The 26,286-nt window shown below is 70.3% G+C and carries 23 protein-coding genes; 11 read left to right on the forward strand and 12 right to left on the reverse strand.

The genetic code is table 11. From position 1 onward, the window contains the following. Window positions 1-2: 2 nt before the first annotated feature. From GH747_RS08720 to GH747_RS08730, 3 genes are read right to left on the reverse strand one after another with little or no spacing between them, the layout of a single operon-like run. On the reverse strand, window positions 3-1,046 hold the full coding sequence (locus tag GH747_RS08720) for an ABC transporter permease subunit (protein ID WP_149769177.1): 1,044 nt from the start codon (window positions 1,044-1,046) through the stop codon (window positions 3-5). Continuing rightward, window positions 1,043-1,942 carry an ABC transporter ATP-binding protein gene (locus GH747_RS08725; protein WP_149769178.1) on the reverse strand — a complete coding sequence of 300 codons (900 nt, stop codon included), beginning with the start codon at window positions 1,940-1,942 and terminating at the stop codon, window positions 1,043-1,045. The genes GH747_RS08720 and GH747_RS08725 overlap by 4 nt, the downstream gene beginning before the upstream one ends. After that, window positions 1,939-2,331: a GntR family transcriptional regulator gene (locus GH747_RS08730; protein ID WP_149769179.1), complete on the reverse strand. Its 393-nt coding sequence runs from the start codon at window positions 2,329-2,331 to the stop codon at window positions 1,939-1,941. Before GH747_RS08730 ends, GH747_RS08725 begins: the two co-directional genes overlap by 4 nt. A gap of 91 nt (window positions 2,332-2,422) precedes the next feature. Between GH747_RS08730 and hemW the strand changes: the two genes are divergently transcribed. Then, the gene (gene hemW, locus GH747_RS08735) at window positions 2,423-3,652 is read left to right on the forward strand and encodes a radical SAM family heme chaperone HemW (protein ID WP_149769180.1); all 1,230 of its coding nucleotides are present in this window, start codon (window positions 2,423-2,425) and stop codon (window positions 3,650-3,652) included. Window positions 3,653-3,859: 207 nt separating this feature from the next. Here the strand turns inward: hemW and GH747_RS08740 are convergent, their stop codons facing one another. The 4 genes from GH747_RS08740 to lepA form a co-directional block, all read right to left on the reverse strand. After that, complete coding sequence (locus GH747_RS08740) at window positions 3,860-5,695, reverse strand: AMP-dependent synthetase/ligase (protein WP_149769181.1); 1,836 nt, start codon at window positions 5,693-5,695, stop codon at window positions 3,860-3,862. Window positions 5,696-5,883: 188 nt separating this feature from the next. Next, window positions 5,884-6,519, reverse strand: coding sequence for an MOSC domain-containing protein (locus GH747_RS08745; RefSeq protein ID WP_149769182.1), 636 nt, complete (start codon window positions 6,517-6,519; stop codon window positions 5,884-5,886). A gap of 43 nt (window positions 6,520-6,562) precedes the next feature. Continuing rightward, complete coding sequence (locus GH747_RS08750) at window positions 6,563-7,063, reverse strand: GNAT family N-acetyltransferase (RefSeq protein ID WP_149769183.1); 501 nt, start codon at window positions 7,061-7,063, stop codon at window positions 6,563-6,565. A 9-nt stretch (window positions 7,064-7,072) separates the two neighbouring features. Beyond that, window positions 7,073-8,947 carry a translation elongation factor 4 gene (gene lepA, locus GH747_RS08755; RefSeq protein WP_149769184.1) on the reverse strand — a complete coding sequence of 625 codons (1,875 nt, stop codon included), beginning with the start codon at window positions 8,945-8,947 and terminating at the stop codon, window positions 7,073-7,075. Window positions 8,948-9,038: 91 nt separating this feature from the next. Here lepA and GH747_RS08760 point away from each other — a divergent pair, with 91 nt between their 5' ends. After that, on the forward strand, window positions 9,039-9,419 hold the full coding sequence (locus tag GH747_RS08760) for a YccF domain-containing protein (RefSeq protein WP_149769185.1): 381 nt from the start codon (window positions 9,039-9,041) through the stop codon (window positions 9,417-9,419). Window positions 9,420-9,567: 148 nt separating this feature from the next. Beyond that, the gene (rpsT, locus tag GH747_RS08765) at window positions 9,568-9,828 is read left to right on the forward strand and encodes a 30S ribosomal protein S20 (protein ID WP_149769186.1); all 261 of its coding nucleotides are present in this window, start codon (window positions 9,568-9,570) and stop codon (window positions 9,826-9,828) included. 65 nt (window positions 9,829-9,893) lie between these two features. Here the strand turns inward: rpsT and holA are convergent, their stop codons facing one another. The 4 genes from holA to GH747_RS08785 form a co-directional block, all read right to left on the reverse strand. Beyond that, the gene (gene holA / locus GH747_RS08770) at window positions 9,894-10,958 is read right to left on the reverse strand and encodes a DNA polymerase III subunit delta (protein WP_228552844.1); all 1,065 of its coding nucleotides are present in this window, start codon (window positions 10,956-10,958) and stop codon (window positions 9,894-9,896) included. Further along, window positions 10,906-13,362 carry a ComEC/Rec2 family competence protein gene (locus tag GH747_RS08775; RefSeq protein ID WP_149769187.1) on the reverse strand — a complete coding sequence of 819 codons (2,457 nt, stop codon included), beginning with the start codon at window positions 13,360-13,362 and terminating at the stop codon, window positions 10,906-10,908. Before GH747_RS08775 ends, holA begins: the two co-directional genes overlap by 53 nt. Next, complete coding sequence (locus tag GH747_RS22240; protein ID WP_228552845.1) at window positions 13,343-14,488, reverse strand: ComEA family DNA-binding protein; 1,146 nt, start codon at window positions 14,486-14,488, stop codon at window positions 13,343-13,345. Before GH747_RS22240 ends, GH747_RS08775 begins: the two co-directional genes overlap by 20 nt. Window positions 14,489-14,590: 102 nt before the next feature. Continuing rightward, entirely contained in the window at window positions 14,591-15,448 is an 858-nt protein-coding gene (locus tag GH747_RS08785; RefSeq protein WP_149769188.1) for a DegV family protein, read from the reverse strand. Between the two features lie 533 nt (window positions 15,449-15,981). Between GH747_RS08785 and GH747_RS08790 the strand changes: the two genes are divergently transcribed. From GH747_RS08790 to araA, 8 genes are all read left to right on the forward strand, one after another. Further along, window positions 15,982-16,956, forward strand: coding sequence for an ABC transporter substrate-binding protein (locus GH747_RS08790; protein WP_228552846.1), 975 nt, complete (start codon window positions 15,982-15,984; stop codon window positions 16,954-16,956). Window positions 16,957-17,072: 116 nt separating this feature from the next. After that, window positions 17,073-18,656, forward strand: coding sequence for a sugar ABC transporter ATP-binding protein (locus GH747_RS08795; RefSeq protein ID WP_228552847.1), 1,584 nt, complete (start codon window positions 17,073-17,075; stop codon window positions 18,654-18,656). Further along, complete coding sequence (locus GH747_RS08800) at window positions 18,649-19,674, forward strand: ABC transporter permease (protein ID WP_228552848.1); 1,026 nt, start codon at window positions 18,649-18,651, stop codon at window positions 19,672-19,674. Before GH747_RS08795 ends, GH747_RS08800 begins: the two co-directional genes overlap by 8 nt. Further along, entirely contained in the window at window positions 19,671-20,687 is a 1,017-nt protein-coding gene (gene yjfF / locus GH747_RS08805) for a galactofuranose ABC transporter, permease protein YjfF (protein ID WP_149769190.1), read from the forward strand. The genes GH747_RS08800 and yjfF overlap by 4 nt, the downstream gene beginning before the upstream one ends. Further along, entirely contained in the window at window positions 20,684-21,712 is a 1,029-nt protein-coding gene (locus tag GH747_RS08810) for a LacI family DNA-binding transcriptional regulator (RefSeq protein ID WP_228552849.1), read from the forward strand. Before yjfF ends, GH747_RS08810 begins: the two co-directional genes overlap by 4 nt. Continuing rightward, a complete protein-coding gene (gene araB, locus GH747_RS08815) occupies window positions 21,709-23,388 on the forward strand; it encodes a ribulokinase (protein WP_149769191.1) in 1,680 nt (559 codons plus the stop codon). The genes GH747_RS08810 and araB overlap by 4 nt, the downstream gene beginning before the upstream one ends. Continuing rightward, window positions 23,385-24,083, forward strand: coding sequence for an L-ribulose-5-phosphate 4-epimerase (locus tag GH747_RS08820; protein WP_149769192.1), 699 nt, complete (start codon window positions 23,385-23,387; stop codon window positions 24,081-24,083). The genes araB and GH747_RS08820 overlap by 4 nt, the downstream gene beginning before the upstream one ends. Continuing rightward, entirely contained in the window at window positions 24,080-25,576 is a 1,497-nt protein-coding gene (gene araA / locus GH747_RS08825; RefSeq protein WP_149769193.1) for an L-arabinose isomerase, read from the forward strand. Before GH747_RS08820 ends, araA begins: the two co-directional genes overlap by 4 nt. Here the strand turns inward: araA and GH747_RS08830 are convergent. Next, window positions 25,552-26,217, reverse strand: coding sequence for a MerR family transcriptional regulator (locus tag GH747_RS08830; RefSeq protein WP_149769194.1), 666 nt, complete (start codon window positions 26,215-26,217; stop codon window positions 25,552-25,554). The two genes, araA and GH747_RS08830, sit on opposite strands and share 25 nt — an antisense overlap. Window positions 26,218-26,286 lie beyond the last annotated feature (69 nt).

The raw sequence follows: 26,286 nt of genomic DNA on the forward strand, positions 1-26,286 counted from the left end.
ACCTACGGGGCATCCCCGCGGATCCGCCAGAAGCAGAGGCCTCCGAGCCCGAGCGCCAGCACGAGGAGCAACGCCGACTCCCGCCACTGCAACGTCCAGAAGCTGCTGGTGGGGTGGAAGGTGACCTGCTGCTCGTAGCCCTCGTCCGCCAGCCGCTCGAAGCACGCCTCCCGCGCCCCTGCCTGAGCTCTCTCCCCCGGCGGCGGCCCACCGCAGTCGGCCACCCAGGCGGGCAGCGTCCGCATCCGTTCTCCGTCGGCGTCGAGCGTGAGGTTGGACAGCTCCCACTCACCCGTCTCGGCCGTGTCGACCTGGATCTGCATCACGTTCTCGATGGTGTCCGCGTCGCCGCTGATCATCAGCCCCACGAGATTCTCCTCGGTGATGGGCGTCGTGATGGTCTCGGGCTCGGCGAGCTGGGAGCGCACCATGCTCACGACGAGCAGCTGGGTGGCGACGACGAGCACGAGGGTCACCGCCATCGCCGCGACCGTACGCCGGATCACGAGACCGGCCAGCACGCCGAACGCGAGCGCCAGCAGCGCGTACGCGACAGGAACGGTGCCCCGAGCGCCGAAGAGCGCCGGCTCGATACGCGACACCATGAAGGGTCCCGTCCCCTCGCCGGCCGCGATCGCACGCTCGATGGGGCCGGCCCACCACGTCAGCGCCCACGACAGCAGGCCCGCCACCGTCGCGGTGACAGCGGCCGCGCCGAGGAGCTTGAACGCGAGCCAGCGCGTCCGAGTGACCGACTGGCTCCACACGAGCCGGTGCGTCCGCGCCTCGAGCTCGCGCGCCACCATCGGGGCTCCCCAGAACGCGCCCACCACGAGCGGCAGGGCGTACGCCGTCGCGATGCCCGCGTAGTAGAGCGTGACCTTGAACGTGTCGGCGCTCAGTCCGGTGAGGAACGATCTCGCGCCGTCCTCCGCCGCATCCACCAGCGACGGGCCGGTGACGGCCAGCGCCACGAGCAGCAGGGCGACGGCCGCCGCGACCGGGACTGCCTGAAGGCGCAGCTGGCGCCACGTGAGCCAGATCATCGGACCACCTCGACGGTCGGGCGCGGACGCTCGTACGAGGCGTCGCCGCGCAGGTAGGCGAGCACGAGATCCTCGAGCCCGAGCGGGGTCGCGTCCCAGGACGGGTCGACCAGGGGTCCGCCGGTGCGGACGACGAAGGTGCTCTGTCTGTCGGTGTGGCTCGCCGTCACGACGTGGTGGCCTGCCGGCCCCACGTCGGACGGGCGGCGCGCACCTGTCATGCGACGGTGCGACGCCAGCAGCTCCTCGAGGTCGCCCGCGACCCGGACCTGCGAGTCGACCAGCACCACGAGGTAGTCGCAGGCCCGCTCGAGGTCGGAGACGAGGTGGGAGGACAGGACGACGGTGAGGTCCTGCTCGGCGACGGCTTCCATCAGGTCCTGCATGAACTCGCGCCGTGCCAGCGGATCGAGCGCGGCGACCGGTTCGTCGAGGATCAGCAGCTCCGGCCGCTTGCCGATGGCCATCGTGAGCGCGATCTGGGCGCGCTGGCCTCCTGACAGGCTGCCGGTGCGGCGGCTCGGATCGATGCCGAGCCGGTCGATCCGCTCGCGGACCAGCGCGTCGTCCCACCGGGGGTTGAGGTGCGCGCCGAGCCGGAGGTGGTCGGCGACGCTCATCCCGCGATAGGTCGGCGCGTCCTGACTCACGAAGCCGACGCGCGCCAGGTGCTCGCTGCCGGAGCTCGGCGCCTCGCCCAGCACGTCGATGCGGCCCGCGGTGGGGACGAGCATGCCGGCGGCGAGGCCGAGCAACGTGCTCTTGCCGGCGCCGTTCGGGCCGACGAGACCCACGACACGGCCGGTCGGGAGGTCGAGCGTGCAGTCCTTCAGGGCCCAGTGACGACTTCGGCCGTACCGCTTGCCGAGCTCATGCGTTCTCAGTGCTGTGGTCATGCGATGTCCTCCTCGGAGGCGGCACGAAAGGTGGTCATGAACAGCGCCTCGATGCTCTCGTCGTCGAGGCCGGCGCGCCGAGCCTTGGACAGCCAGCGCTGGAGGTCGGTACGCAGCGGGCCGTGCGCCGCCAGCGTGTTGTCGGTGAGGGTCCGGGTGACGAAGGTGCCGACTCCCGGGCGCGGGGCGACGAGGCCGTCACGCTCGAGGTCGCGATAGGCCTTCAGCACGGTGTTGGGGTTGATCGCGAGCTGACGCGCGACGTCCTTGACCGTCGGGAGCTGGTCGCCCTCGGAGAGCAGTCCGAGGCGGAGCGCGCGGCGTACCTGCTGCACCAGCTGCAGGTACGCGGAGACGCCCGACCGGGAGTCGAGATGGAACTCGATCATGGATACTCCTAATGTGCTACTTGAATAGCACTATAGGACGGAGCAGCCCTGCTCGCAAGAGCCGTTGGAACGCCCCTGCGACACTGGACGCATGCCGTCCACGCTGCCCGACGGGGATCCCGTGCCCACCGACGGCTCGCTCCCCACCGCCTCCCTGGACGCACTCGGTGACGCGCCCTTCGGGGCGTACGTCCACGTCCCGTTCTGCGTCACCCGGTGCGGCTACTGCGACTTCAACACCTACACGTCCTCCGAGCTGGGCCCCGGCGCCTCGCACGAGTCGTACGCCGACACGGTGCTGACCGAGATCGCGCTGGCAGCTCGCGTGCTCGAGCGAGCCGACCGCCCCCTGCCGCAGGTGGAGACCGTGTTCGTCGGCGGCGGCACCCCGACCCTGCTCGCGTCCGACGACCTCGGCCGCATCCTCGACGGGATCGGCAAGACCTTCGGGCTCGCTGCCGGGTACGAGGCCACGACCGAGGCCAACCCGGACAGCGTGACACCCGAGTCGCTCGCCGTCCTTCGCTCGCGCGGGTTCACCCGGATCTCGTACGGCATGCAGTCAGCCGTGCCGGAGGTGCTCGCGACGCTCGATCGCACGCACGATCCCGCCCGGCTGCCGGACGTGGTCCGCTGGGCGCGCGAGGCGGGCTTCGTGCAGGTGAGCGTCGACCTGATCTACGGGACGCCGGGCGAGTCGCTGGCGGACTGGGAGCGCTCGCTGGACACGGCGCTCGCGCTCGGCCCCGACCACGTCAGCGCCTACGCCCTGATCGTCGAGGACGGTACGGCGCTGGCTCGCCGGGTCTCACGCGGCGAGATCGCCGCCCCGGACGACGACCTGATGGCCGACATGTACGCCGCGGCCGACGCGCGGCTCGGCGCGGCCGGGCTCGGCTGGTACGAGCTGTCGAACTGGGCCCGCGACGACGCCGCGCGCTGCCGCCACAACGAGCTCTACTGGACCGGAGCCGACTGGTGGGGTTTCGGGCCAGGAGCGCACAGCCACGTCGCCGGGACGCGCTGGTGGAATGTGAAGCACCCCGCGGCGTACGCGTCGCGGCTCGCCGAAGGCCGCTCCCCCGGGCACGGCCGCGAGATCCTCGACACCGAGACGCGCCGGGTCGAGCAGGTGCTGCTCGAGTCACGGCTGCGGGACGGGATGCCGCTCACCCGCCTGGACGCAGCGGGGCGCGCCGCCGTTCCCGGGCTCGTCACGGAAGGGCTCGTCGAGTCGGCGCCGGTCGATGCCGGAGCCGTCGTCCTCACCGTGCAGGGCCGCCTGCTCGCTGACGCCGTCGTACGCCGCCTCCTGCCCTAGCCACGCAGGCGCCCGGCGCCCCTCGCGTTTGCCACGCTTGCACCGCAAATGGGGTTCAAGCACCGCAAATATGCGGTGCGTGGCGGGTCATTGCGGTGCGGGCGTGGCAAACGTCGACCCACGCCCAGCCGCGCGGGCACGGCCCTCGGAGACGTGCGAAGGGGCCGCATCCCGGACGGGATGCGACCCCTTCGTGCGTACGGCTGGTCAGGCTCCGGCGTAGAACTCGTCGAGGATCGCGGCGTACTTGCCTTCGACGAACTTGCGCTTGAGCTTGAGGCTCGGGGTGATCTCGCCCTCCTCGACCGACAGGTCGCGGTCGAGCACCTTCCACTTCTTGACGGTCTCCCAGCGGTTGAGCTTGGAGTTGAGCTCGTCCACGTAGCCGGCGATCGCCTTCTGCATCTCCGGCGACGTGACGATCTCGGCGTACGACTTGCCGCTCAGGCCGTGGCCCTCGGCGAACAGCGCAGCAGCGTCGGGATCGATCGTGATGAGCGCCGTCACGAAGTTGCGGTTGTTGCCGTGGACGATCATCTGGCTCGCCAGCGGGCAGACGCCCTTGAAGATGCCCTCGACGTGCGACGGAGCGACGTACTTGCCGCCGGACGTCTTGAAGAGGTCCTTCTTGCGGTCGGTGATCTTGAGGTAGCCGTCCTCGTCGATCTGACCGATGTCACCGGTGGCGAGCCACCCGTCCTCGGTGATCGTGGAGGCGGACTCGCTCTCGAGGTTGTGGTAGCCCTGCATGACGCCAGGACCCTTGATCAGGATCTCGCCGTCCTCGGCGATCTTGACCTCGGTGCCCGGCATCGGCAGGCCGACCGTGCCCAGCTTGTACTCGTCGGGGTGGTTGACGAACGAGCCGGCTGCGCTCTCGGTCAGGCCGTAGCCCTCGAGGATGAGGATGCCGGCGGCCTCGAACCACTCGGCGACCTCCTGCGACAGCGCCGAGGCGCCGGAGATGAAGAAGCGCACGCGTCCGCCGAAGCGCTCGCGCACCTTGGAGAGGACGATCTTGTCGCCGAGCTTGTACTGGAAGGCGAGGCCCGCCGGGACCTTCTTGCCCTCGCGCTCGAGCGCCTTGACCTGGCCGGCGACCTTCGTCGCCCAGGTGAAGAGCTTGAGCTTGACGCCGCCCTCCTCCTCCATCATCCCGACGATGCGGCCGTACGCCTTCTCGAAGATGCGCGGGGCGGCACCCATGAAGGTCGGCTTCACCACGGCGAGGTTGTCGACGATCTTGGGGATGGTGCCGTCCACCGCGGTCGCGAAGCCGACCTGGAGCTGGGTCGAGAGCAGCACCTTGCCGAACGAGTGCGCCATCGGGAGCCAGAGGTACTGGAGGTCGTCGATCGTGATGTAGCCGCCGGCGGCGACGGCGGCGCCCTCGTACGTCCAGGAGTCGTGCGTCAGGCGGACGCCCTTGGGACGGCCGGTCGTGCCAGAGGTGTAGATCAGCGTCGCCAGCTGCTCGGGCGGCGTCGCGGCGACGCGGTCCTCGATGATGGTCGGCTGCTCGGCGAGGACCTTCTCGCCCAGCTGCTCGAGCTCGGCGAGCGTGATGACCCAGTCGCTGTCGTCCTCGCCGTCGAAGAGCACCACCTTGATGACCTCGGGAAGCTCGCTGCGCTTCTCCTGCAGCTTCGCGAGCTGCGTGGCGTCCTCAGCGAACACGACACGGCTGGCCGAGTCGGCCAGGATGTAGGCGACGTCGTCGGTGACCGTCGTCGGGTAGACCGTGGTGGTCGCACCGCTGGCCGCCATGATGCCGAGGTCGGCGAGGATCCACTCGTATCGGGTGCCGGACGCGATCGCGACCCGCTCCTCGGGCTCTATGCCGAGCGAGATCAGGCCGGCGGCGATGCGGGAGACGACCGAACCGGTCTCGCCCCAGGTGAGCGAGCGCCAGTTCTCGCCGACGGGGTAACGGTAGGCCTCACGGTTGGGGGTCTCGCGGACCCGGGCGAAGAACATCTCGCCGACGTTCTTGGCACGAGACTCGATCGTCTGCAGCTGCTCGGGCGTCGGGGCGTTGGCCATCAGTGGTGCACCTCATCGCTGGGGGATTTCTGGTCGTGACAGGGATCACGGATTAGCGGAATCGTACGCGATGGTTGTGACCACCGGCACACCCCTGCAGACAATCGTTACCGATCAGTACCCCTAGAGATTCCGGGCTTCAGGAAACGGTTGTAGCACGCAACCCGATCGGGCTCGAAAGTGACGTCCTAGGCCTCTGCAGCGACGTACCGCTCGGCCTTCTCACGGGCCTCCGCAGCGACTGCGGGCGCCTCCAGCAGACGCGGGAGCAACGTCCGCTCGGTCGTCAGCGCGCGGAACACCATCCCGACGGTCACGTCGTGGGCCGGGACGTCGACGACGTCGATCGCGTCCCCAGCAGAGAGGTCCCCCGGCTCGACGACGCGGAGGTAGGCGCCGGGGACGCCACGCTCGGTGAACCGCCTGGCCCAACGCTGCTCGTCGAGGAAGCCGGCGAACACCCGGCACGGGGTCCGCACCGAGCAGACCTCCAGCAGCGTCGTACCGACCCGCCAGCGCTCACCGATCCTCGAGCCGGTGACGTCGACGCCGCGCGTCGTGAGGTTCTCGCCGAACTGCCCGTGACGGAGCTCGCGGCCGAGCTCGCTCGCCCAGGCCTCCAGGTCCTCGGCAGCGTAGGCGTAGACCGCCTGGTCAAGACCGCCGTGGTGCCTGAGGTCGGCGATCTCGTCGCCCGCCAACCCGTACGGCGTCACCGCGACCGCGCCCTCGACGGGGCGCTTGTCGATCGCGCTGCGTCGCAGCGAGCCCCACGGGACCTCACGGATCCGCCCGGTGTTGACCGACTCGACGTACGCACCCATGCCGCGAAGCGTAATCGCCGGCCGGCAGCCGGCGCGCAGCGCGTCAGACCAGGGCTTTCGCCATCACGACACGCCGCCACGGGTCGAAGAACGCCGTCTCCTCGGCAATGCGCTCACGCACCCCGGGGGTCCAGCGCGTCTCGGGCACCACCTCGAAGCCCAGGCGCCGGTAGTACGGCGCATTCCACGGCACGTCGGCGAACGTCGTCAGCGTGACGACGCCCAGTCCCCGGCAGAGTGCCCACTCCTCGACAGCGCCGACCAGCGCCGTACCGACCCCCCGCCGCCCGTGCGCCGGGATCACCGAGAGCTGCTCGAGGTGCGCGCAGCCATCCAGGACGTCGACGGTCGCGAAGGCGATCGGCGTACCGACGCCGTCCACCTCGACCCACGCCGTACCGCGATCGACCGCCGCGGCAACAACCTCGTACGACGTCGGCTCGCCGTCGGCGACGAAGCCGAGGCCCAGGTCGCGGAACCGCTCGTCCGCCAGGCGCTCGATCTCGCGGATCGCCTCGACGTCTGCACGCGTAGCCGACCTCACGGGACCGCCCTACTTCTTGCCCTTGTCCCCCGAGTCGCCGGTCGACAGCGCGGCGACGAACGCCTCCTGCGGCACCTCGACACGGCCGACCATCTTCATCCGCTTCTTGCCTTCCTTCTGCTTCTCGAGCAGCTTGCGCTTACGGCTGATGTCGCCGCCGTAGCACTTGGCGAGCACGTCCTTGCGGATCGCGCGGATGGTCTCCCGGGCGATGACCCGAGCACCGATCGCGGCCTGGATCGGGACCTCGAACTGCTGGCGCGGGATGAGCTCCTTGAGCTTCTGGGCCAGCGCGACGCCGTAGCTGTAGGCGTTGTCACGGTGCACGATCGCGCTGAACGCGTCGACGGGGTCGCCCTGGAGGAGGATGTCGACCTTGACGAGGTCGGCCGCCTGCTCACCGGTGGTCTCGTAGTCCAGCGACGCGTAGCCCTTGGTGCGGCTCTTGAGGTTGTCGAAGAAGTCGAACACGATCTCGGCGAGCGGGATCGTGTAGCGGATCTCCACCCGGTCGGACGACAGGTAGTCCATGCCGAGCAGCGTGCCGCGGCGCGTCTGGCACAGCTCCATGACCGGCCCGATGTAGTCGGTCGGCGTGAGCACCGTCGCCCGCACCACCGGCTCGTACACCTCGTTGATCTTGCCGGTCGGGTACTCGCTGGGGTTCGTGACGCGGTGCTCGCTGCCGTCCTCCATGAGGACGCGGTAGACGACGTTCGGCGTCGTCGAGATCAGGTCGAGGTTGAACTCGCGCTCGAGGCGCTCGCGCACGATCTCCATGTGCAGGAGTCCGAGGAATCCGATGCGGAACCCGAAACCGAGAGCGTCGGAGGTCTCTGGCTCGTACTGCAACGCGGCGTCGTTCAGCTGGAGCTTGTCGAGCGCGTCGCGCAACGTCGGGTAGTCGTCGCCGTCCATCGGGAAGAGCCCGGCGAACACCATCGGGTTCGGGTGGCGGTAGCCGCCCAGCGGCTGGGTCGCGGGCTTGTTCGCCGACGTGACGGTGTCGCCGACCCGGGACTGGCGGACCTCCTTCACGCCGGTGATGAGGTAGCCCACCTCGCCGACGCCGATCCGGTCGGCCTTCGTCGGCTCCGGCGAGATCACCCCGACCTCGAGCATCTCGTGCACCGCGCCGGTCGAGAGCATCTTGATCTTGTCGCGGTGCGAGAGCGAGCCGTCGACCACCCGGACGTACGTGACGACGCCGCGGTACGTGTCGTACACGGAGTCGAAGATCATCGCGCGCGGCGACACGTCGGGGTCGCCGACGGGGGCCGGGATCTGGTCCACGACCGCGTTGAGCACGTCCTCCACGCCGACACCGGTCTTGGCCGACACCCGCAGGACCTCGTCGGGCTCGCAGCCGACCAGGTGTGCGAGCTCCTCGGCGAACTTCTCCACCTGGGCGCTCGGCAGGTCGATCTTGTTGAGCACCGGGATCACGTGGAGCTCGGCGTCGAGCGCGAGATAGAGGTTGGCCAGCGTCTGCGCCTCGATGCCCTGCGCGGCGTCGACCAGCAGGATCGCGCCCTCGCACGCGGCCAGGCTGCGGCTCACCTCGTAGGTGAAGTCGACGTGGCCGGGCGTGTCGATGAGGTTGAGGACGTACGTCGTGCCGGCGTCGTCGCCGGTCGACTTCGTGAACGGGAGGCGCACCGCCTGGCTCTTGATCGTGATGCCGCGCTCGCGCTCGATGTCCATGCGGTCGAGGTACTGGGCGCGCATCGAACGGTCGTCGACGACCCCGGTGTGCTGCAGCATCCGGTCGGCCAGCGTCGACTTGCCGTGGTCGATGTGGGCGATGATGCAGAAGTTGCGGAGGATCGCCGGATCGGTCGTGCCCGGCGCGGGCGCCGACGAGGCGGGTGAGGTCTTGGCCATGGTGCCTCCCATCCTCCCATGGCGGGCCCAGCATCCCGAACGCGTACGGCGGTCGCAGGCCGCCGCGGCCTGCCGGGCCTAGCATGGCGGCGTGAACGTGATCCTCAACATCATCTGGCTGGTGCTCAGCGGGATCTGGCTCGCGATCGGCTACGCGCTCGCCGGGATCCTTCTGTGCATCACGATCATCGGCATCCCGTGGGGCATCGCGTCGTTCCGGATCGCGTCGTACGCGCTCTGGCCGTTCGGCCGCACGATCGAGCCGCACCCGACCGCGGGTGTCATGTCGATGATCGGCAACGTGATCTGGATCGTGCTCGCCGGGTGGTGGCTGGCGCTGGCGCACCTGGTCAGCGGCGTCGCTCTCTGCATCACGATCATCGGCATCCCGCTCGGGCTGGCCAACTTCAAGATGGTCCCGATCTCCCTGGTCCCGCTCGGCTACCGGATCGTGCCCGTCCGCGCGGTCTGACCCCGCCTGCTCGCAGCACAATCACAGGCTCTTCCCCCGTCTCCAGGCCGTTTTGGCTGTCTGAGCGGGCGCTGATACAGTGGGTGGTCGCGTGCTCGTGTCCGCGCGCGCACCCAATCCACTTCGACAGAACAACGAGGCTTGCCCCGTGGCAAACATCAAGTCGCAGATCAAGCGCAACCGGCAGAACGAGATTGCCCGCGAGCGCAACAAGGCTGTGCGTTCCGAGCTGAAGACCGCCGTTCGCCGCTTCACCGAGGCCGTCGACGCCGGCAACAACGACGACGCCAAGGAGTTCGCGAAGGCAGCGAACCGCAAGCTGGACAAGGCGGCGTCCAAGGGCGTCATCCACAAGAACCAGGCAGCGAACCGCAAGTCGTCCATCGCGAAGAAGGCTGCCGCTCTCTGAGCGCCTGACTTCCGCATCACAACGGCACCTCCCGACGGGAGGTGCCGTTGTTGCGTCGTGAGCGGCTACTCGGTGCGGGCGCCAGTGACGGTCAGCACCATGCGCTCGAGGGCGTACTCGGGGTCGGCCGCGCCCTTGACGTCGAGGTCGGCACGCGCGACGGCGCCGATCGCGACCGAGATGCCGGTACTGTCCCAGCCCCGGAGCTGAGCCCGCAGCCGCTTGAGCCGGAACGGCGGAGCGCCGACCTCCCGGGCGAGCTCCGCCTCACGCAGACCCTTGCTCGACGCGACTCCGTAACGGGCCAACGACCGCAGCCCGGAGGCGAACGCGGACGTGATGAGGACCGGCGCGACGTTGTTGTTGAGCGCCCACCGCAGCTGCTCGAGCGCGAGCGCGGTGTGACCGTCGATCGCCGCGTCGGCGATGTCGAACCCCTTCACCTCGGCGCGACCGCCGAAGTACTGGCGGACGAGATCGAGCGAGATCGGGGCACGCGAGCCGTCGGCGCCGGTCGCCGCGTCGACGAGCTGGTCCGCGGCCGCGGCGAGGGAGCGGAGGTCGTGGCCGACCGCTGAGACGAGGTAGCCGGCGCCCTCCTCGGAGATCGAGGCGCCGAGCTGACGCACCTCGGTGGCGACCCAGCGTGAGACCTCCCACGGCTTGGGCGCGGTGCTGGTGACCTCCTGGACAGCGGCGAGCTTGCGCAGCTTGTCGAGGACGCCCTTCCCCTTCTGCCCGCCCCCGTGGGTGAGCACCAGGGCGACGTCGGCAGCCGGCGCGGCAGCGTAGGAGAGGAGCTCGTCGGCCGCGGTCGGGTCGAGACCCTCGATGCCGCGCACCACGACGGCACTGTGCGACGAGAAGAGGGACGGGCTCGTGAGCGCCGTCAGCTCGCCGGCACCGACCGAAGCCGCCTCGACGTCGGAGACCGCGACCTCGGGATCCTCGTCACGGATCTGGGCCAGGGCACGACGCATCGCGCGATCGGTGAGGAACTCGACCCCACCGGTGATCAGGAGCACGGTGCTGAACAAGGACGCCATCGCGGTCAGCATCCCACGCCGCGGCGACAGGTCACCGAACCACCCCGCCGAGCCGGCCGTCGCGCACCACGACGGCCACGTCACGCCCCGGGTCCGTCCGAAGGACGGTCGCTCCTGCCGCCTCCAGGAGCTCGAGGGTCCGCGCCGCAGGATGCCCGTACGTGTTGTCCGCGCCCGCACTCACCGTCGCCCACCGTGCCCCGAGCCCGGTCAGCCAGGCGGCGTCCTGGTGTGCACTGCCGTGGTGCGGGACCTTGAGCACGTCGACACGCAACGACGGGTACGCCGCGTGCAGCGCCCGCTGCGCCGGCGGCTCGACGTCTCCGGTGAGGAGGATGCGGCGGCCGCGCACCTCGGCCAGGAGGACGACGCTGGCGTCGTTGGCGGACTCGTCGCTCGGGGGGACGGCGGGCGCTGGACCGAGCGGCGCGAGAACGGTGAGCGTGACATCACCGACCTCCCACCGGTCTCCGGCGGTCAGGCCGCGCACGGACCTGCCCGTGAGCGCCGGCCGGCTGGGGCCTGCACCGATCCACGACACCTCGCGGCCACGGACCACTCCCCCGATGCCGTCGACGTGGTCGGCGTGCGCGTGGGTCAGCACGAGGACGGGGACCGCACGGATCCCGAGGTCGCGCAGGCACCGGTCCACGGCGCCCGGATTCGGCCCTGCGTCGACCACCACCGCTGCCCCGGGCCCCGCCCGCAGCACGGTCGCATCGCCCTGACCGACGTCGCAGGCCACCATGACCCAACCTGTCGGTGGCCAACCTGGGCTGAGCGGCGCGACGACCAGTACGACGGCTGCACCCGCGAGCACGCACGTCGCGACCGGTCTACGGAGCAGGCGGTGCCCCGTCACCGCGACGACGACGGTCACCACGACGGCAGCGGCGACGACCGCCGTACTGTCGCCCACAGTGGCGGCCGCGCCCGGAAGATCCGCCGCGCGGCGTCCGACGAGCACGATCCACCCTGCGGGCACGGAGGTCGCGAGACCGGTGACCGAACCCAGCGGTGGCCAGGCAAGTCCGAGCAGCCCTCCGGCCAGCCCGAGCACGGTGGCGGGGCCGACCGCGGGGGCGACCAGCAGGTTGGCGACCACGGCGACGAGCGACACCTCGCCGGACAGAGCCACGACCGGAGCAGTGCACGCGAGCTGGGCGGCGGCGGGGACGGCGACCGCCTCCGCCGCCCACCGCGGCATCCACCGCGCGAGGGCGTCGCGCCACACCGGTGCGAGCAGCAGGATCCCTCCCGTCGCCACCGTCGACAGGAGGAATCCCGCCGACGTCGCGAGCCACGGGTCGACGAGGACGACGGCGACGACAGCCCAGGCGAGGCATCGAGCCCCTCGGGCCCGCCCACCCGTGCTCAGCCCGGCGACACCGACGAGCCCCATCACCGCAGCGCGGACGACCGACGGCTCCGGCCGCGCGAGCAGGACGAAGCCGGCTGTCGCCAGCACGGCCAGGGCGACCCGTGCGCGCGGACCGGCGCCCAGGGGTCGTGCGAGCGCGAGCAGGGCGCCGACGAGCAGGGTCAGGTTCGTGCCGGAGACCGCCAGGAGGTGGGTGAGACCACTCGTCCGAAACGCCTCGGTGAGCTCGTCGCTCAGATCGTGGTCGTCGCCGTGCACCAGAGCGGGGACCAGCGCGGCGACGTCGGCGGACCTCTCCGCCACCGATGCCGACACCGCTGCGCGCACGTGGCTCGCACCGTCCCACCACCACGCGGGATCACCGCCGTCGCGCGCCCGGACCGACGACGCCGACACCGTCGCCGCGTGCGCGGAGTCCTCGGACGGAGACAACCGGCCGACGATGTCGACGGTCTCGCCCACGGCGCCCGCGGGATGTTCCCCGCGCAGCCACACGAGGACGGGGGCGCGAACCGTCGCGAGCGCTCCACGTGCCTCCACCGAGCGGAGCGTGGCCGTGAAGACCGTCGCGCTCCCGAACGTGCCGTCGATCTCGCGGGGGTCACTCGTGAGGACGGCTCGGGCGTGGACGGTCGCCCCGTCGGCCGCGAGGTCGGCCACGAGGCCGTGCCGGTGCGACGACGCCCTCACCGTCCCGAGCACGACAGCAGCGACGAGCAGGACGAGGACCAGCACCGTCCAGGGGGTACGGCGGCGCAGTGGGGGGACGACGCGGTGGCCGATGATCCCTGCGACGACGAGACCGGCCGTGAGCAGGAGTGCGGCGGACGTCTGCCAGCGGGTCGCGACGACCGCACCTGTCCACGCCGCGACCGCCGGCCCGATCATCCGCAGGTCGGCGGGACGCTCGCTCGATCGGCGGTCAGCGGTCTGCCGCCCGCCGTCGCTCTGCCGTCCGTCGTCGCTCTGCCGTCCGTCGTCGCTCTGCCGTCCGCCGTCGCTCTGCTGCCCGTCGTGGGTGCGCTGCCGACGCGTCTCCGGAGAAGCCGCAGTGCGTGACACCGCTGGCCGCAGCCGCGCGAGCGGGTCAGAGCGTGACGAGGTCACGCAGCCGAGCGAGCGTCGCGTCGCCGATGCCGCGGACCTCGAGCAGCTCGTCGACGGAGGTGAACCGGCCGTGCTCCGTGCGCCAGTCCAGGATCGCCTGCGCGGTGACCGGCCCCACTCCGGGAAGGGTGTCGAGCTGCTCCATCGTCGCGGTGTTGAGCGAGACTGCTGCAGCCGGCGCCGCGCTGGCGCCGCCGCCGGCCGATGGCTGCGAGGCTGCGGGGAGTCCGCTGACCGCGGGGAGCCCGACGACGATCTGCTCACCGTCGACGAGCACCCGCGCGAGATTCAGTGGCGTGAGGTCGACGCCCCGCCTTGCACCGCCCGCCGCGTCGAGCGCGTCGACGACCCGGGAGCCGTGAGGAAGGGCGACGATGCCCGGGCGGCGGACCTTGCCGGCGACGTCGACGACCACCTGCGTCGCCGGAGCACCCGGGGCGCCCGGAGCGGCCGTGGCCGTTGCCGCATGCTGGCCCGGGCTCTCGACGGTCCCCTCGCCGGCGACCGCCGCCGAGGGCATCGGCTCGGCGACGACCGATCGAGGTTGCGCACGAAGGGTCCACCACCCCACACCGACCGACGCTGCCAGAACGATCACCAGGACGGCGACGACATGACGCGACGTGACGCCCTCACCGAGGACGGCCAGCCGACGCGGGAGAGCACCACCGGGCGGAGGCGGCGCGCCACCCGCCGAGCCCGACCGGTGACGGCCCCACCGGCCGACACCGCCCGACGCGTCAGGCTCGACTGCCTGCGGCTGCCGCGGCGTACGTCGTCGTTGCAAGCCACCACGATCGGGCAGGGCCGACGGAGGCAGGAGACCCTCGGGCCAGAGCAGCGCACGAGGATCGTCCTCGTCGAGCTCCGCCGTGTCCTGCTCCGCCGGGTCTTGGCCAGCCGGGTCTTGGCCAGCCGGGTCATGGCCAGCCAGTTCCAAGTCCGCCAGGTCGTCGTCAGCCAGGTCCAGGTCGTCGGCCGACTCGTCGTACGGGTGGTCAGGGCGCGGCCTGCCTGCGAGGACGCGGTCTGCGGCCATCGCCCTCTCGCGCTCGATCTCGCGGGCGAGCAGGTCGAGACGTCGCAGGGCTGCCTCGCTGGTCCGTTCGGCTCCGCGTCTGTCCACGCCGGAACGCTACGGCGAGCGGGCGCAGCCCCGCTCGCCTCGCCGACCTGCCTGTGGACAAGCTCGCGACGGGTCGCCCTGGGGACAGCGACCCGGTCGTCGTCAGGGGGCGGCGGGAAGGCGCCCGGACACCGTGGCCGCGAGGAGGCCCGGGCCGACGTGGGCCCCGATGACGGCGCCGACCTCCATCACGTCGACGACACCGAGGCCGAGGGTGTCGCGCAGCCGCTCGGCGAGCGCGCGAGCCTGGTCCTCGGCATCGAGGTGCTGGACGGCGACGTCGACGCCGTCCGGGTGGGCCGACACGGCCTGGGCCGTCAGCTCCTCCAGGCGACCGATGGCGCGCGCCGAGGTGCGTACCTTCTCGACCGGGACGACCCTCCCGTCCTCGACGCCGAGGATCGGCTTCACCGACAGCGCCGAGCCGAGGAGGGCCGACGCCGTGCCGATGCGGCCGCCGCGCCGCAGGTGGTCGAGCGTCGCCACGTAGAAGTAGGTTGTCGCCCGTTCCGCCCGGACCTGGGCGGCCTTCGCGGCGTCCTCCGCCGACGCGCCGGCGTCACGGTGGTCGGCGGCGCTCAGGGCGGCGTACCCGGTGGCCATCCCGACCTGGCGGCTGTCGATGCAGAGCACCGGCACCGGGGCCTCCTGGGCCGCCATCTGCGCGGACTCGAACGTCGCCGAGACGCGTGAGCTCAGGTGGACGGAGACGATGGCGTCGGCGCCACGGTCGGCGAGGTCCGCGTACACGCGCGAGAACCGCTCAGGGGCCGGTCGCGACGTGCTGACGGCTCGGCCGCTCCGCAGTGCGCGAGCGAGGTCTGCGGAGGTGACGTCGACGCCCTCGGTGTACGAGCGGTTGTTGATGACGACCTCGAGCGGCACGACGGTGATGTCCCGGGACGCTGCCAGCTCCGGAGGCAGCGACGCCGTGGAGTCGGTCACGATGGCGATCGTCATGGGGCGAGAGTAGTCGGAGTCGACTCGGCGGGCTGACCTCGTGCACCGGCGCCGGCGATGCTGGCGCTCCGCTCGATCGCCTCCGCAGGATCAGCGGGGGCGTCCAATGATCGCAAGCGGATGTGATCGCTCACAGAAATGGCCGAAAACGGTCAGGCTTTCGACGGGACCGCCAGATCACGATTCGGCGTCGAGAGAGCGGCCGCTCACCCGTACGATCGGCCGTCGACTGCGCCCCGACATCCGGGCGTGTCCCGCTCCTCACCCCTCTGACCTGCAGAGATGCTGGTGATCGACCGCTACAGACCCCGCAGCTTGACGACCTGCAAGACCGTGTCTCTCACCTCGCGCAGCCGACGAGAAAATGTGCCAGGCATCTTGACGCGCCAATTGTGAGCGTTAACAATCTGACCAATCACTGTGGCGCCCGTCACAGCGAGAACGACCGGGGAGCAGTTGTCCGCCTGTGCCCCTCAGCCCGCACCAGAGCCGGTGCCGGGCTCCGTAGACGGAGGAACCTCATGATCAGGAGAGTGAGCGCAGCCGCCGTCGGCGCCGTGCTCGTCGGGAGCCTCGCCGCGTGCGGGAGCGGCGGCAGCAGCGACGCGTCTGACGACGACAGCATCACCATGGGCTTCGCCCAGGTGGGTGCAGAGAGCGGTTGGCGGACAGCCAATACCCAGTCCATCAAGGAGACGGCTGAGGAGGAGGGCGTGACCCTCAAGTTCTCCGACGCCCAGCAGAAGCAGGAGAACCAGATCAAGGCCATCCGCTCCTACATCCAGCAGAAGGTCGACGTGATCGCCTTCAGCCCGGTGGTGGAGACAGGCTGGGACACTGTCCTGCAGGAGGCCAAGCGGGCGAAGATCCCCGTGATCCTCACTGACCGCTCGGTCGACTCCGACGACACGTCGCTCTACGAGACGTTCCTCGGCTCGGACTTCGTCCTCGAGGGCGAGAAGGCCGGCGACTGGCTCGTCGAGAACGCCGACGATGCCGACACCGACAAGAACGGGACGATCAACGTCGTCCAGCTCGAGGGCACGACCGGCGCCGCGCCGGCGATCGACCGGGCCGAGGGCTTCAAGGAGAAGATCGCGGCCGACCCGAGGATCGAGGTCACGGCGTCGCAGACCGGTGACTTCACGCGCGACGGCGGGAAGAAGGTCATGGAGTCCTTCCTGAAGTCCCAGCCCGACATCGACGTCGTCTACGCCCACAACGACGACATGGGACTCGGCGCCATCGAGGCCATCGAGGCCGCCGGGAAGAAGCCGGGGACAGACATCAAGATCATCACCGTCGACGCCGTGAAGGACGGGATGACGGCACTGGCGGAGGGCAAGATCAACTTCATCGTCGAGTGCAACCCCTTGCTCGGCCCGCAGCTGATGGACCTCGCCGAGAAGGTCGTCGCCGGTGAAGAGGTGCCCGAGCGCGTCGTCACCGAGGAGACGACCTTCGACCAGGAGCAGGCCAAGGCTGCTCTTCCCGACCGCCAGTACTGACAGCCCGCCCCCGACGGGCCGACCCGCGGTGTGGTGACGGGAGCTGACCTGGACCAGGTCCCGTCACCACCGCACCTCGACCGCCGCCATCGACCCACGAGACCAGAGGACTCGAGATGACCCACATGTCAGCCGACGCGCACCCCTCCTCGGGGCCGCGACCCGGCGATGCCCCGAGCGATATCGAGCCGGTCGTCGAGATGACCGGGATCACGATCACGTTTCCAGGCGTCACTGCGCTCGACGACGTGAGCTTTCGGATGTTCCCGGGCGAGGTCCACGCACTCATGGGCGAGAACGGCGCAGGGAAGTCGACCTTGATCAAGGCCTTGACGGGGGTCTACACCATCGACGCCGGAACGATCCGCGTCGGTGGCACGGAGCAGCAGTTCGCCGGCACCGCGACGGCCCAGGCTGCCGGGGTCAGCACGGTCTACCAGGAGGTCAACCTCTGCACGAACCTCAGCGTGGCCGAGAACATGATGCTGGGACGGGAGCCGCGTCGGCTGGGACGTATCGACCACCGGCGCATGAACCGGCGCACGCGCGAGGTCCTCGCCCGGCTCGGACTCGACATCGCCCCGCGCTCACGCCTGGGCGACCACCCGATCGCTGTCCAGCAGCTCGTCGCGATCGGCCGCGCGGTCGACATCGAGGCCCGGGTGCTCGTTCTCGACGAGCCAACAGCGAGCCTCGACAGCGAGGAGGTGGACAAGCTCTTCGAGGTTGTCCGCTCGTTGCGCTCCCAGGGCGTCGCGATCCTCTTCGTCTCACACTTCCTCGACCAGGTCTTCGCGATCTCCGACCGGATGACGGTCCTGCGCAACGGTCGTCTCGTGGGCGAGCACCTCACACGTGACGTGACGCGCCTCGAGCTCGTGGAGGAGATGCTCGGTCGTGAGCTGGAGGTCCTGGAGCGACTGGATCGTGAGCCGTCGCGTCAGCCGGACGAGCGTCGTACGCCGGTCCTGCGAGCGGTCGGGCTGGGCCGCAAGGGTGCCCTCGCGCCTGTCGACCTCGACGTGTACGACGGCGAGGTGATCGGCATCGCCGGCCTGCTCGGCTCCGGCCGGACGGAGCTGGCACGGCTGCTCTTCGGCGCGGACGCGTCGGACAGCGGGACGGTCGAGCTGCGCGGGCGCCGCGTCCACCTACGGTCGCCGCGCAAGGCGGTCGACCAGCGGATCGGTTTCTCCAGCGAGAACAGGCGGTCCGAGGGGGTGATCGGCGACCTCACCGTGGCCGAGAACATGCTCCTGGGGCTGCAGGCGGCCCGTGGGTGGCTGCGGCCGGTGCCGCCTCGTACGCGCGACCAGCTCGTCACGAAGTACGTCGAGGCGCTCGACATCCGACCCGCCAACCCCGACGCGCTGATGCGCAACCTCAGCGGCGGCAACCAGCAGAAGGTTCTGCTGGCCCGTTGGCTGATCATGCAGCCGGACCTCCTCATCCTCGACGAGCCGACCCGAGGCATCGACGTGGGCGCGAAAGCACAGATCCAGCAGGTCGTCGACGACCTCGCCCGAGACGGGATGGGGGTCGTGTTCATCTCCGCCGAGCTGGAGGAGGTGCTGCGGCTGAGCGACCGGCTGGTGGTGATGCGCGACCGTCACAAGGTCGACGAGATCCCCAACGTCCAGACGACCACGGCCGACCTGATGGCGATCATCGCCCGCGACGAGGAGGTGGCTCGTGCGTGACCTCACCCGACACCGGCTCTTCTGGCCGGTGCTCGCGCTCGTCCTGCTGCTGGCCGTCAACGCGATCGCCACCCCGACGTTCCTCCAGGTCCGGATGCAGGACGGTCACCTCTACGGGAGTCTCGTCGACATCGCCCGCAACGGTGCCCCCGTCCTCCTCGTCGCGCTCGGCATGACGCTGGTGATCGCCACCCGGGGCATCGACCTCTCCGTCGGAGCGATCGCGGCGATCGCGGGCGCGGTCGCGTGCGTCCACATCGCCGGTTCCCCCGACCCGGCGTCGGCGGGGACCGCGATCACGGCGATCACGCTCGCCCTCGCGGTCTGCATCCTCCTCGGGCTGTGGAACGGATTCCTCGTGTCCGTGCTCGGCATCCAGCCGATCATCGCGACGCTCGTCCTCATGACGGCCGGGCGAGGCCTCGCCATGCTGGTGACCGGGGGCCAGATCACGACCGTGAACAACGCGTTCTTCAAGGCTCTCGGCGCCGGCTACTTCCTCACCCTGCCGATCGCGATCCTCGTCTCGCTGGCCGTGCTCGCGATCACCGGGCTCATCACACGCCGTACCGCGCTCGGCATGCTGGTCGAGGCGGTGGGGATCAACCCCGAGGCGAGCCGGCTCGCCGGTGTCCGATCGCGGACGATCATCTGGACCGTGTACGTGTTCTCGGCGTTCTGCGCCGGGCTGGCCGGCCTGATGATCGCAGCGAACACGAGCGCCGCGGATGCGAACAACGCCGGGCTCTGGATCGAGCTGGACGCGATCCTCGCCGTCGTGATCGGCGGCACCTCTCTTGCCGGCGGGCGGTTCTCGCTGATGGGGACACTGGTCGCCGCACTGTTCATCCAGACGCTGTCGACGACCATCCCGACGATCGGGATCCCCTCGGAGACGAACTACCTCTTCAAGGCCGTCGTCGTCATCGCCGTGTGTCTCCTCCAGTCGCCCAAGGCGCGTGCCGCCGTCTGGCGCCGCAGCAACCGTTCCTCCCTCGTGAAGGCAGGTCGAGCATGACCACCGCCACCGCGTCCGACGTGTCGGGACGCTCCTTCGTCGACCGCCTGAAGGGCTACTCCCCGCCGTCGCAGGTGCTTCCCGTGCTGGCGACGTTCGCCCTGCTCGTCGGGATGTTCGGGGTCGGGTCGATCCGGTACGAGGGGTTCGCCTCGCCGCAGGTCGTCCTCAACCTCTTCGTCGACAACGCGTTCCTGATCGTGCTCGCCGTCGGCATGACGTTCGTCATCCTCACCGGAGGCATCGACCTCTCGGTCGGATCAGTCGTCGCCCTCTCGACGATGATCGCGGCCTCGACGCTGCGGGCCGGGTGGCCGCCGACCATGGCGGTCCTGGCGGTGCTGGTCACGGGGACGACGCTCGGTCTCGCGATGGGGCTCGTCATCCACTACTTCGAGGTGCAGCCGTTCATCGCGACGCTGGCCGGGATGTTCCTCGCGCGCGGGCTCTGCTACCTGATCAGTGTCGAGTCGATCCCGATCAAGGACGAGACCTTCCAGTCGCTCTCGGCGGCGTCGATCACGCTTCCTGGAGAGCTGTACGTGACGCCGACCGTGCTGATCTCCCTCCTCGTCGTGGCGATCGCGGCGTGGGTCCTGCACATGACCCGCTTCGGCCGTACGGTCTACGCGGTCGGCGGCAGCGAGAGCTCGGCGATGCTCATGGGCCTCGCGGTCGCCCGCGTCAAGGTGGGCGTCTACGCGATCAGCGGGTTCTGCTCGTCGCTCGGTGGCCTCCTGTTCGCCCTCTACATGCTGTCCGGCTACAGCCTCCACGCGGTCGGCATGGAGCTCGACGCGATCGCCGCGGTGGTGATCGGGGGCACGCTTCTGACCGGCGGGTACGGGCTCGTGATCGGGTCGCTCCTCGGTGTCCTGGTGCTCGGCACCATCCAGACGTTCATCTCGTTCGACGGGACACTGAGCTCATGGTGGACGAAGATCTCGATCGGCGTGCTGCTGCTCGTCTTCGTCGTCCTGCAACGCTTCTTCACCCGCCGGGAGGTCTCGTGAGCACCGATCGCCAGTCCCCGCCTGTGATGGCTGACGTCGCTCGGGCAGCGGGCGTCTCTCACCAGACCGTCTCGCGCGTCATCAACGGCTCGCCGAACATCCGTCCCTCGACCCGCGAGCGGGTCGAGTCTGCGATCCGTGAGCTCGGCTACCGGCCGAACACCGCCGCGCGTGCCCTGGTCACGCGGCGCTCCTCCACGATCGGGATCATCAGCACGGGGAGCGGGCTGTACGGCCCCAACAGCATCCACCGCACGATCGAGGACGCGGCGCGCAGCGCGGGGTGGTTCGCGGGTTCGGTGAGCCTGGCGACCGTGACCGCCTCGACCTTGACCGACGCCATCGACCACCTGCTCCGGCAGGCCGTCGAGGGCATCGTCATGATCGCCGGACAGGTCGAGGCCCTCGAGCTGGTGAGCCATCAGGACTTCGGTGTGCCGTTCGTGGTGGTCGAGGGCGATCTCTCCAAGGCGACGAACGTCGTCGGCGTCGACCAGCAGGCCGGTGCGTACGCCGCGACGGCACATCTGGTCGAGCTCGGCCACACGCGGATCGCCCACGTGCGTGGACCACGCAGCTGGACCGAGGCCGATGCGCGCGAGACCGGATGGCGGGACGCCCTGGCAGACTCCGGTCTGGCGCCCGGCACGCTCCTGCACGGCGACTGGTCGGCACGCAGCGGATACGCGGCGGGCCGGACCCTCGTCGCGGACACCGACACCACAGCCGTCTTCGTCGCCAACGACCAGATGGCGATCGGTCTCCTCCGCGCGTACCACGAGGGCGGCAGGCCAGCGCCGCGCCACGTCAGCGTGGTGGGCTTCGACGACACGCCGGAGGCCGAGTACCTGCAGCCGCCGCTCACGACGGTCCGGCAGGACTTCGTCGAGGTCGGCAGAAGGGCCATCGCGTTCCTCGATGCCGGGATCAAGGGGGTCGAGCCGCACCTCGAGCGCCTCGTCTCACCCGACGTCATCCTGCGCGCCAGCACGGCGCGTCCCTTCCGGCCGGAGGCAACGGCATGACCAGCACGTCGTACGTCGTCGGTGTCGACTTCGGGACGCTGTCGGGCCGCGCGCTCGTCGTCGCCGTCGAGGACGGGACGGAGATCGCGAGCGCGGAGTCGGCGTACGCCCACGGTGTCGTCACCGACACGCTGCCCGGTCAGCCCGGGCGACGGCTGCCGGCCGACTGGGCGCTGCAGGTGCCGTCGGACTACGTGGACGTCCTGCGCACCGCGGTCCCCGAGGCGATCCGCCGGGCCGGCATCGCCCCGTCGGACGTGATCGGGATCGGGACGGACTTCACCGCGTGCACGATGATTCCGACGACCGCCGACGGCACCCCGCTGTGCGAGCTGCCTGCCTACTCCGACCGACCTCACGCCTACGTGAAGCTCTGGAAGCACCACGCAGCCCAGGGCCAGGCTGACCGCATCAACGCACTGGCCGCAGAGCGCGGCGAGCCCTGGCTCCGCCGCTACGGCGGTCTCCTCTCCTCGGAGTGGGAGCTCGCCAAGGGACTGCAGCTGTTCGAGGAGGATCCGGAGCTCTACGCCGCCATGGACCGGTGGGTCGAGGCCTCGGACTGGATCGTGTGGCAGCTGTGCGGGACGTACGTGCGCAACGCGAGCGCGACCGGCTACAAGGCCGTCTATCAGGACGGCCGCTATCCGGACGCGGACTTCCTCACCGCCCTCCATCCCTCGTTCGGCGACTTTGTTAACGCTCACATCGCACAGCCGGTCGCCCAGCTCGGCGAGTGCGCCGGGACGCTGACTGCCGAGGCCGCAGCCTGGACCGGTCTCCCGGAGGGCATCCCCGTCGCGGTCGGCAACATCGACGCGCACGTCACCGCACCGGCCGCGCAGGCCGTCGACGACGGGCAGATGGTCGCGATCATGGGCACCTCGACGTGCCACGTGATGAGCTCGTCGGTGCTGCGGGAGGTGCCAGGCATGTGCGGTGTCGTCGACGGCGGCATCGTTGCGGGGCGGTGGGGGTACGAGGCGGGTCAGAGCGGGGTCGGCGACATCTTCGCCTGGTTCGTCGAGCACGGCGCACCCCCGTACGTCCACACCGACGCGGCGGCAGCCGGGCGTACCGTGCACGAGCACCTCACCACGCTCGCGGCAGACCAGGCTGTCGGCGAGCACGGACTCGTCGCACTCGACTGGCACAACGGCAACCGCTCGGTGCTGGTGGACCACGGACTCTCCGGCGTCGTGCTGGGTCAGACCCTCGCGACACGCCCCGAGGACGTCTACCGCGCGTTGATCGAGGCGACCGCGTTCGGGACCCGCACGATCATCGAGGCGTTCGTCGACAGCGGCGTACCCGTCGACGAGCTCGTCGTCGCCGGCGGACTCGCCCGCAACGACCTCCTCATGCAGATCTACTCCGACGTGACCCGGCTGCCGCTGTCCGTGGTCGGTTCGGCACAAGGCCCCGCCTTGGGTGCCGCACTCCATGCCGCCGTCGCGGCCGGCGCGTACGCGGACATACGCGCTGCCGCGAAGGCGATGGGGTCGGTGCGCAAGGCGGTCTACGTCCCCGACGAAGAGCGTGCGCTCACGTACGACCGGCTGTACGCCGAGTACGTGGCGCTGCACGACCACTTCGGTCGGGGTGGCAACGAGGTGATGCACCGGTTGCGCGCGTTGCGCGACGAGGCGTCCCGGAACCGCGAGGAGGCTCGATGACCGCGGTGGACGAGGTGCGCCGCACCATCGAGCGCCTGCGACGCGAGGTGTGCGACCTGCACGCCGAGCTGACCCGGTACGGGCTCGTGGTGTGGACGGCCGGGAACGTGTCGGCACGTGTTCCCGGCGAGGACGCGCTCGTGATCAAGCCGAGCGGAGTCGCGTACGACGCCCTGACTCCCGCGGCGATCGTCGTGACCGACCTCCACGGCAACCTCCTCGACGGGGACCTGTCGCCGTCGAGCGACACCGCGGCCCACGCCTACGTCTACCGGCACCGGCCGGACGTCAACGGCATCGTCCACACCCACTCCACCTACGCGACGGCGTGGGCGGCCCGCGGCGAGCCGATCCCGTGCACGCTGACGATGATCGCCGACGAGTTCGGCGGGGAGATCCCCGTCGGTCCCTTCGCGCTGATCGGTGACGACTCGATCGGGCGCGGCATCGTCGAGACGCTCGCGCAGAGCCGCTCGGACGCGGTCCTCATGCGCAACCACGGCGTCTTCGCGGTCGGAGCCAGCGCGAAGGCCGCGGTGAAGGCCGCGGTGATGTGCGAGGACGTCGCTCGCACCGTTCACATCAGCCGCCAGATCGGCGAGCCCGTGCCGATCGCACCCGAGGACGTCGATCGCCTGTACGCGCGCTACAAAAACATCTACGGCCAGCAGGCCGGGGAGAGAGAGCTTCGATGACCGACCGTGTCCTCTGGTTCCTGACCGGGAGCCAGAATCTGTACGGGGAAGACACCCTGCGCCAGGTCGCTGAGCAGTCGCGCGACATCGCCGGCGTCCTCGACCGCACCGAGGACCTGGCGCTGCCGGTCGTGTGGAAGCCCGTCCTGACCTCGTCGGACGCGATCCGCCGGCTGATCCTCGAGGCCAACGCCGACGACTCGTGCGCTGGCGTCGTCGCGTGGATGCACACGTTCTCGCCCGCGAAGATGTGGATCTCCGGGCTGGACGCGCTCGCGAAGCCGCTCCTCCACCTGCACACCCAGCACCACGTCGAGATCCCGTGGGCGACCCTCGACATGGACTTCATGAACCTCAACCAGGCCGCCCACGGCGACCGCGAGTTCGGGTTCCTGCAGACCCGGCTCGGCATACCGCGCAAGACCGTCGCGGGCCACGTCACGGACCCGACGGTCGGGAGCCGGGTCGCGACGTGGGCGCGTGCCGCGTCAGCGTACGCGGACCTGCGTACGCTGCGGCTGGCACGCTTCGGCGACAACATGCGGGACGTCGCCGTCACCGAGGGCGACAAGGTCGAGGCCGAGCTGCGCTTCGGGGTCTCGGTCAACACCTACGGCGTGAACGACCTCGTGGCCGTGGTCGACGAGGTGACCGACGAGGACGTCGCGAAGCTCGTCGCGGAGTACGACGACCTGTACGCCCTCTCCCCCACCCTGCGCGAGGGCGGGGACCGGCGCGACGCACTTCGGTACGCGGCCCGCCTCGAGGCCGGCCTCCGGGCGTTCCTCGAGGAGGGGGGCTTCGGGGCGTTCACGACGAGCTTCGAGGACCTCGGGGGGCTTCGGCAGCTTCCCGGTCTCGCCGTCCAACGGCTCATGGCCGACGGCTACGGCTTCGGCGGCGAGGGCGACTGGAAGACCTCGGCGCTCGTCCGCGCGACGAAGACGATGGCCGTCGGTCGCCCCGGCGGTACCTCGTTCATGGAGGACTACACGTACCACCTTGCGCCCGGGAACATGAAGTCCCTCGGAGCCCACATGCTGGAGGTCTGCCCGAGCCTCACCGCGCACCAGCCCACCGTCGAGGTCCACCCGCTGTCGATGGGCAACAGGGAAGATCCGGTGCGCATGCGGTTCGTCGCCGATCCCGGCGAGGGGATCGTCGTCGGACTGTCCGACCAGGGCGACCGGTTCCGGCTGAGCGCCAACGACGTCACCCTCGTGGAGCCTGACGAGCCGCTGCCCCGCCTGCCGGTGGCCTGTGCGGTCTGGGAGGCCCACCCCTCTCTGACGACGGCCGCCGAGGCGTGGCTGATGACCGGCGGGCCGCACCACACGGTGCTGACGACGGCCGTCGGGTTCGAGGAGTTCGACGACCTCGCCGAGATGCTGCGCACCGAGATCGTCCACATCGACGCGTCGACCACGACGCGTGCGCTGCGCCAGGAGCTGCGCTGGAACCAGGCGTACTACCGGCTCGCCGCGGGCTTCTGATCGCCGGCGGCGGAGTCGCCTTGGTGACGCTCACGGAACAGTGCGGCGTGGATGAGGCGGCGTAGCGCCAGGATGACCGGCTCGACCAGGATCGTCCCGAGCACGATGTCCTCGACGACGTCGGCCAGCTCCGCCGGGACCTCCGGGTCGCGCTGCGCCTCGACGGCGTCGACCTCCCGCCGAGCGATCACCATGATCTGCGCGGCATAGCGCCCGAGCGCCGCAGCGTCGAGCGGGCGCCCGGCGGCCTCCAGCCCGGCGAGCGCGGCCTCGAGCTGGGCGATCGCGGACGAGGTCGGGTCGTATGCGAGCCCGATCTCGTCGAGGGCCGACGTCGCGCGGACGAACGGCGGAGTCTCCACGACGTACGGCGGCAGCGCGGCGAGCGCATCGCTGACGGCGGTGTAGGGGGCGGGTGCGGGGTCGGCCAGGACGTCGAGGACCGCGCGGACCTTCGCGAGCGGGAGCCCGCCGACCTCGACGAGCGAGCGCACGAGTCGCAGGCGCTGGAGGTGGCTCTCGTCGTACGACGCCTGCGTGGCGCTGGTCGCGCGGCCGGGCGGGAGCAGGCCCTCGCGCAGGTAGTACTTGATCGTGGGCACCGCGACGCCGGACGCCGCAGCGAGCTCAGAAATCCGCATAGCTGTTCCTCTCTTGCCATTGGAGAGTAGCACTATCTAATATTGGATAGTCGCACTCTCCAATTGCAG

Origin of the sequence: Mumia xiangluensis, from assembly GCF_010994095.1 — a bacterium.
GTDB classification, from domain to species: Bacteria; Actinomycetota; Actinomycetes; order Propionibacteriales; family Nocardioidaceae; genus Mumia; species Mumia xiangluensis.